At 41.5% G+C, this 6639-nt stretch carries 6 protein-coding genes; 2 read left to right on the forward strand and 4 right to left on the reverse strand.

What is annotated here, in order from left to right; genetic code table 11:
- Nucleotides 1-35: 35 nt before the first annotated feature.
- The gene (locus tag PTT44_RS09055) at nt 36-1088 is read right to left on the reverse strand and encodes an NAD(P)H-dependent flavin oxidoreductase (RefSeq protein WP_168159721.1); all 1053 of its coding nucleotides are present in this window, start codon (nt 1086-1088) and stop codon (nt 36-38) included.
- 208 nt (nt 1089-1296) lie between these two features.
- Between PTT44_RS09055 and PTT44_RS09060 the strand changes: the two genes are divergently transcribed.
- Both PTT44_RS09060 and PTT44_RS09065 read left to right on the forward strand, forming a co-directional pair.
- Complete coding sequence (locus PTT44_RS09060; RefSeq protein WP_168159720.1) at nt 1297-2556, forward strand: putative DNA modification/repair radical SAM protein; 1260 nt, start codon at nt 1297-1299, stop codon at nt 2554-2556.
- A 1-nt stretch (nt 2557) separates the two neighbouring features.
- Nucleotides 2558-3334 carry a TIGR03915 family putative DNA repair protein gene (locus PTT44_RS09065; protein WP_168159719.1) on the forward strand — a complete coding sequence of 259 codons (777 nt, stop codon included), beginning with the start codon at nt 2558-2560 and terminating at the stop codon, nt 3332-3334.
- Nucleotides 3335-3620: 286 nt separating this feature from the next.
- Here PTT44_RS09065 and PTT44_RS09070 read toward each other — a convergent pair whose 3' ends face one another.
- The 3 genes from PTT44_RS09070 to ahpF all read right to left on the reverse strand — a co-directional run bounded on the left by PTT44_RS09070 (nt 3621) and on the right by ahpF (nt 6526).
- Nucleotides 3621-4319, reverse strand: a complete 699-nt coding sequence (locus PTT44_RS09070) for a VIT1/CCC1 transporter family protein (protein WP_168159718.1) — start codon at nt 4317-4319, stop codon at nt 3621-3623.
- Between the two features lie 119 nt (nt 4320-4438).
- Nucleotides 4439-4780, reverse strand: a complete 342-nt coding sequence (locus tag PTT44_RS09075; protein WP_168159717.1) for a hypothetical protein — start codon at nt 4778-4780, stop codon at nt 4439-4441.
- A 180-nt stretch (nt 4781-4960) separates the two neighbouring features.
- Complete coding sequence (ahpF, locus tag PTT44_RS09080; RefSeq protein ID WP_273795622.1) at nt 4961-6526, reverse strand: alkyl hydroperoxide reductase subunit F; 1566 nt, start codon at nt 6524-6526, stop codon at nt 4961-4963.
- Nucleotides 6527-6639: the final 113 nt, after the last annotated feature.

A 6639-nucleotide genomic window follows, 5' to 3' on the forward strand; every position in this document is an offset into this window, starting at 1 on the left:
GCTCCACGTATGGAGCTTTAAGTGAATAACTTGATTTAATAACTAACTTGTTGCATTTCAACCAACAGTTGGTTAATTAAGTCCGGTGCTTCCATGGCACGAATTTGCGAAACGTTCGTGCCTGCCCAAAATGCGCCAAAACCTTGATCGCCTTGTTTGGTTGCTGCGGCATGTAATTGTTTCCCTAGATCATAACAGTACGGATAAGCAGCAACAGCAGGGCGATTCGGTAGATCAATCTGGGTATGCCAGTGACCGAGTAAACCGCGAGCAGGGCGACCTGAAATACTGGCACTTATTTGTGTGATGTGCTCATGGAAAAGTGCATGACGGTAGGCATCATTGGCATTTGATGTTTTACATTGTACGAAAGCTGTTCCCAACTGTACCGCACTCGCACCTAGACTTAACATCTGTTGAGCCTGTGTACCATTCATAATGCCACCTGCAGCAATAATCGGGCACCGACAGTGCTGCGTCAGAAGTTGTACGAGGTCGACCGTACGTATTGCGCTATCAAAATGTTCATTAAAAATCCCGCGGTGTCCACCTGCTTCTATGCCTTGAGCAATAATAAAATCAATCCCTGCTGCTTCAATGGCCCGTGCTTCCGCTAAGTTGGTTGCAGAAACCATGGTTAAAATGCCAGCGTCTTTTAGCGCCTGTATTTGGTGCGGATGGGGAATACCGAAGTGAAAACTGACGGCTTTAGGGCGAGTTTCAAGTACAACATTTAAAAAGTTATCATTGTCCAAAAAGCTAGGATAAATACAGTGCAGTTGAGTAGGTGGTTCTGCATCGTATTGTTCAAAATGAGGCCTTACAAAATCAATCCATGTTTGTGCGATAGCTGGATCAAGTTCGACACTTTGATGACAGAAAAAATTAACTTGAAAAGGTTGTTCAGTCAGCGCTTGGGTTTTTAGAATCTGGGTACGTGCGGCTTCCGCGGTGTTTGCACCTAATCCAAGTGAGCCTAGCCCGCCTTGATTTGAAACCTCCGCCGCAAGCTCTGGTGTAGAAACACCAGCCATCGGTGCAAGGAAGATAGGATGTTTAATTTCAAGACGTTCTAATAATAAAGACATGTACTTGCTCCTTTTACATATAGACACTTTGCCCAAGCACTGCAAAATTGGCAAATAATATTCAGTATTTTCTCGAAAAATATCTAAAAGCAATCACGTTTATTTTTCGATTTTTAGCGACAATCCATGTCGTTGAGTATGTGTATTGGTAATGCTTTTAGTCTGAAATTTTTTATACTTTTATTTTTAGATTTTACCGAGGATCGTCATGACCGATCGTATCCGTGAAAAGCTACAGATTTTAGCTGATGCAGCTAAATATGACGTGTCCTGTTCGTCCAGTGGTGGCAATCGTAAAAACAAAGGCAAAGGTTTGGGGAATACAGGAAACGGTATCTGTCATAGTTATACAGAAGATGGTCGCTGTGTTTCATTGCTTAAAATTCTATTTTCAAATGTCTGTATTTTTGATTGTTCGTACTGTGTTTCTAGACGCTCTAACGATGTCAAACGAGCCGCGTTTACTGTCCAAGAAGTGGTGGATTTAACCATCAACTTTTACCGCCGCAATTATATTGAAGGTTTATTTCTCAGTTCAGGTATTTTTAAATCAGCTGATTTCACTATGGAGCGAATGCTACAAGTGGTGAAAAAGTTACGCCTTGAAGAAAATTTTAATGGTTATATTCACCTAAAAACGATACCAGGTGCCTCCCAAGAAATTATTACCGAGGCAGGCTTATATGTAGACCGCATGAGTATTAACTTGGAAATGCCAACGGAAGTTGGTTTAAAACAGTTTGCACCTGAGAAATCACATGCAGAAGTACAAAAGGACTTAGGCATTGTACGCGATCGCTTAATTCAGTTGACGGATGAGCGGCGTGTGATTCAGCATGTACCGAAGTTTGTACCAGCGGGACAAACCACTCAGATGGTGGTGGGCGCACATCAAGAAACAGACAAAGATATTATTTTAATGGCAGATCACCATTACAAAGTGTATCAGCTCAAACGAGTGTATTTTTCAGGCTATATCCCAATCAATGAACAGGAAAAAATGCTTCCTGTCGTGGGTTCTGCACCGCCATTATTAAGAGAAAATCGGCTGTATCAGTCGGATTGGCTCATGCGTTTCTATGGTTTTGATGCGCAGGAAATTGTGAATGATCAGCATCCGAATTTAGATTTGGACATTGACCCGAAGCTAAGTTGGGCACTACGTAACCCTGAGCATTTCCCTGTTGATATTCAACATGCAGACTATCGTATGATTTTACGTGTTCCGGGGATAGGTGTTCAATCGGCTAAAAAAATTGTGCAAGCTCGTCGTTTTGGGCAGATTCATATCGATCAACTAAAGCGTATGGGCATTGCTTACAATCGGGCACAGCATTTTATTCGCTGTTCAGATACGCCAAAGTTTAAAAAAGAACAACAAGCGAACCAGATTCGGCAGCACATTTTGCAATCGGGGCAATCCAAATATCAAAAACAGCTTTCGCCTCAACTGGGCTTCGGTTTTTAGTATGTCGATATATCGCTTTGATCAAAGCATGACTGGACTACTGAGTTGTGTATATAGAAGCTTTCAGTTTAAAGATTTTGACGTCAAGCTTGCATCTAATAACTCCCAAGCCAGCTTGTTTGATGAGTGTATTGAGGTTGCTTCAAATGACGAACACGCAGAGCGAGTTTGGCGAGGGTTAAAGCAAAAAATTACGGCTGAAAGTCTACGATTTTTTTATTATTGCTTTCTGTCTGAGCAGGAACAAGCGCATCAACATCTTTTTAATTTCTGTATCTATGTGTTTAAAAATACACATGCGGTAGATCGTAACTATACGCATGCGGATGTATTGGCTGTTTCGCAGTGGGCCAAACAAGTGGGCAGAGAAAAGCACCGTATGGAAGCTTTTGTCCGCTTTAAAAAATGTCAGGATGGATTGTTTCTAAGTTTGGTACAGCCAGATTTTAATGTTTTACCACTGATAGAACGGCATTTTAGAAACCGATATCAAGATCAAAGATGGTTGATTTATGATGAAAGAAGAAATTTTGGAATTTATTTTGATTTGACAGCTGTGCATCAGGTGGAAATGGATGTAGATCAAATTGATCATGCGCACAAAGTCGGACACAGTCAGTCCTTTAGTGTTGAATTAGATGATGATGAGCTGCTGTATGACCAGTTATGGAAAGATTATTTTAAAAGTATCAACATCGAGGCAAGAGCAAATATCAAACTACATGTGCAATATGTTCCTAAACGCTACTGGCGTTATATGAATGAAAAAACAATCTAGCGAGATGTTAGTAAGGCGCTGACTCATCATTTTCTATGATGTTTTGGGCTGTTATTGGAAGGAGAACAGACGTTAAGCAATTCATGTTAATTAAAAAATAAGCTGTTGCACCTGTAGAATGGAACCTCAGTCATCAGTAATAGTGCATCTGAGTAGTGGCTCAGAGAAGAACGTGTAAGTTTAGAATAGATGATGAGTAATGCTTCAATAGTAAAAAGCCCATTCAATCCATGGGCTTTTTGCATTTTAAATAGGTAGCGTGCTATTGCTTATCATGTTGTTGATGTTAAACATGCACATTAAATAGTGAACCAATCCAACTGGCAAACAGCATCGCAAAAATCCCCCATAGCGTCACACGAAATGCGCCTGTCCACATAGATGTCCCAGAAAAATAGCTTGATAAAGCCCCTAAACCGAGTAAAGACAGTACGCCTGTAAGGGCAACTGACTGAGTCAGATAGCCTTGAGGGCTTAAGAGAATGGCCAGCATGGGAAACAGAGCGCCCAGTGAAAAGGCGAGGGCAGAAGAGCCCGCGGCTTCAAGTGGTTTAGCACTGGTATTTTCATGGATGCCTATTTCATCACGTGCATGTGCAGACAGTGCATCATGTGCGCTGAGTTGCACCGCGACTTCATGTGCTAGCTCGGGTTCTAGTCCACGTTGTATATAAATTTGAGTCAGTTCTTTAAGTTCTAAGTGCGGGTTTTTATCTAATTCTCGGGCTTCATGTTTTAAGTCAGCTTCTTCAATATCTGATTGAGACTTCACCGAAATATACTCACCCGCAGCCATAGAGCTCGCACCTGAAATGAGCCCTGCAATACACGTGATGAGTAAGGTATGGCTGGTTGCGCCACTGGCCGCCATTCCCATAATCAAACTGGTCACTGAAATGATGCCGTCATTGGCCCCCAAAACCGCTGCACGTAGCCAACCAGTACGATGAATTAAATGAGGTTCAACATGGTGAGAATAGGACATGACGATAGATCATCCTCAAATTTTAAAGTTATGATTTATTTAATAATGCACGTTTCATCTACTATAGCACAGCCCATAAAAAAGCCTCCGAGTGGGAGGCTTTTTTGAGTTTAGAAATATTATTGCGCTTTTTCTTTCACATCAGCAGCACCTTGTTCTACTGCACCAGCAACATGAGCGGTTGCTTCTTTAGAGGCATTTTTAACATCTTCAGCAGCAGCTTCAGTTTTCGCAGCAGCTTCGTCAGCGGCAGCACCAATTTTAGCCGATGCTTCATCTGCAGCTTTTTGAGTGTCAGATACGGCTTCACTTGCAGCTTTGTTAATATCATGACCTGCTTGTTCAGCAGCATTTTCAAGGTGTTCACCTGTCGTTGCACCTGTTTCAGGTGCTTTTTCTTTTGAACAACCCACTAAAACAACAGCAGCAGCAAGACCTAAAGAAATAAGTAATTTATTCATTTTCATATCCTTTTCGTTTTATACCCAAAAGTAGGGGTTGGGCAAAATATAATCTACTTTGAATGTAAAGCAGACTGCATTATTGTTAAAAAAATGTAATTTTTTATAAAAAACAGCGTGATAAAAAGGCTTATAAGCTGAGTTGCCTATAAGCCTTTAGCAAGGAAGCATCTGAGAGGATTACACGCCAGAACGAATAATATAATCAAAAGCAGACAGAGATGCTTTCGCGCCTTCACCTGTAGCAATGATGATTTGCTTGTAAGGCACTGTCGTACAGTCACCTGCGGCAAATACACCTTTGACATTGGTTTCATTGCGATCATTAATCACAATCTCACCACGGTTTGAAAGCTCAACCGCTGTTTCTTTGAGAAAATCAGTGTTTGGTAATAAACCAATTTGTACAAAGATTCCTGCAAGCTCTACCGTATGTTCTACATCAGTTGCACGGTCTTTATATTTCAATGCTGTCACTTGCTGACCATCACCCACAACTTCAGTTGATAGGGCATTTAGGATCACTGTGGTATTAGGCAAGCTATGCAATTTGTCTTGCAACACTTGGTCGGCACGTAGTTTGGTATCAAACTCAACTAAGGTCACATGTTCAACAATCCCAGCAAGATCAATCGCGGCTTCGACACCTGAGTTACCCCCACCAATTACTGCAACACGTTTGCCTTTAAACAGTGGACCATCACAGTGTGGGCAGTAAGCAACACCACGAGTACGGTATTCTGCTTCACCCGGCACATTCATTTCTCTCCAACGTGCACCTGTTGAAAGAATCACTGTTTTAGATTCAAGTTTCGCACCATTTTCTAAAGTGACTTCAACCAAGCCATTTGCTGTCTCATCCGCACCTTTGATGTTAGAAACACGTTGTAAGTTCATGATGTCCACACCGTACTCACGTACATGTGCTTCCATTTCAGCAGCAAACCTAGGCCCTTGAGTCTTTTGAATCGAGGTATAGTTTTCAATGTCCATGGTATCCATGACTTGACCACCCATACGTTCAGCTACAATCCCCGTTTTAATGCCTTTACGTGCGGCATAAATGGCAGAGGTATTTCCTGCAGGACCACCACCAATCACTAAAACATCAAAAGCATCTTTGGCATTGAGCTTTTCAGCTTCTTTGGCCGCAGAATTGGTATCCAGTTTGGCAACAATCTCTTCCAAGGTCATACGGCCTTGACCGATATCGTTATTATCTTGGAACACCATCGGTACAGCCATGATTTTGCGTTCTTCAACTTCGTCTTGGAAGAATGCACCATCAATCATAGTTGCTGTCGTGCCCGGATTGTAAATAGCAATCAGGTTCAACGCTTGCACCACATCTGGACAGTTATGACAGCTTAAAGAGACAAAGACGTCAAAGTCAGACTGGATACCTAAACCTTTGATTGAAGCTAAAATTTCATCCGATACTTTGGGTGCATAACCTGAGGTTTGTAACAATGCCAAGATCAAAGAGGTAAACTCATGCCCCATCGGTAAACCCGCAAAGAAGACACGCGGCTCTTCACCGGCTTTTGCTACACCAAAGCTGGGTGCACGTGAGTTTTGACCATCAAAACGTGCAGTCACCAGTGGAGACAGTGCTGCAACCTCTTCAACCAATTCTTTGATTTTGTCTGATTTTTCAGAACCATTCAAAGTCGCAACCAATTCAATCGGACCTTCAAGGCGTTCAAGAAGTGTTTTTAATTGAGCTGAAGTATTTTGATCTAACATTGTTAAGCTCTCCAAAGCAGTCTATAAATTTATTTGATAGAAGAATCATAGAGTAAATCTAAAAATAGATAAAACAGTTTGTTTTTATTTTAATAATCGGTTTTATAGATTTA

It is taken from the genome of Acinetobacter sp. Gutcm_16 (assembly GCF_028649355.1).
Taxonomy (GTDB): Bacteria; Pseudomonadota; Gammaproteobacteria; order Pseudomonadales; family Moraxellaceae; genus Acinetobacter; species Acinetobacter johnsonii.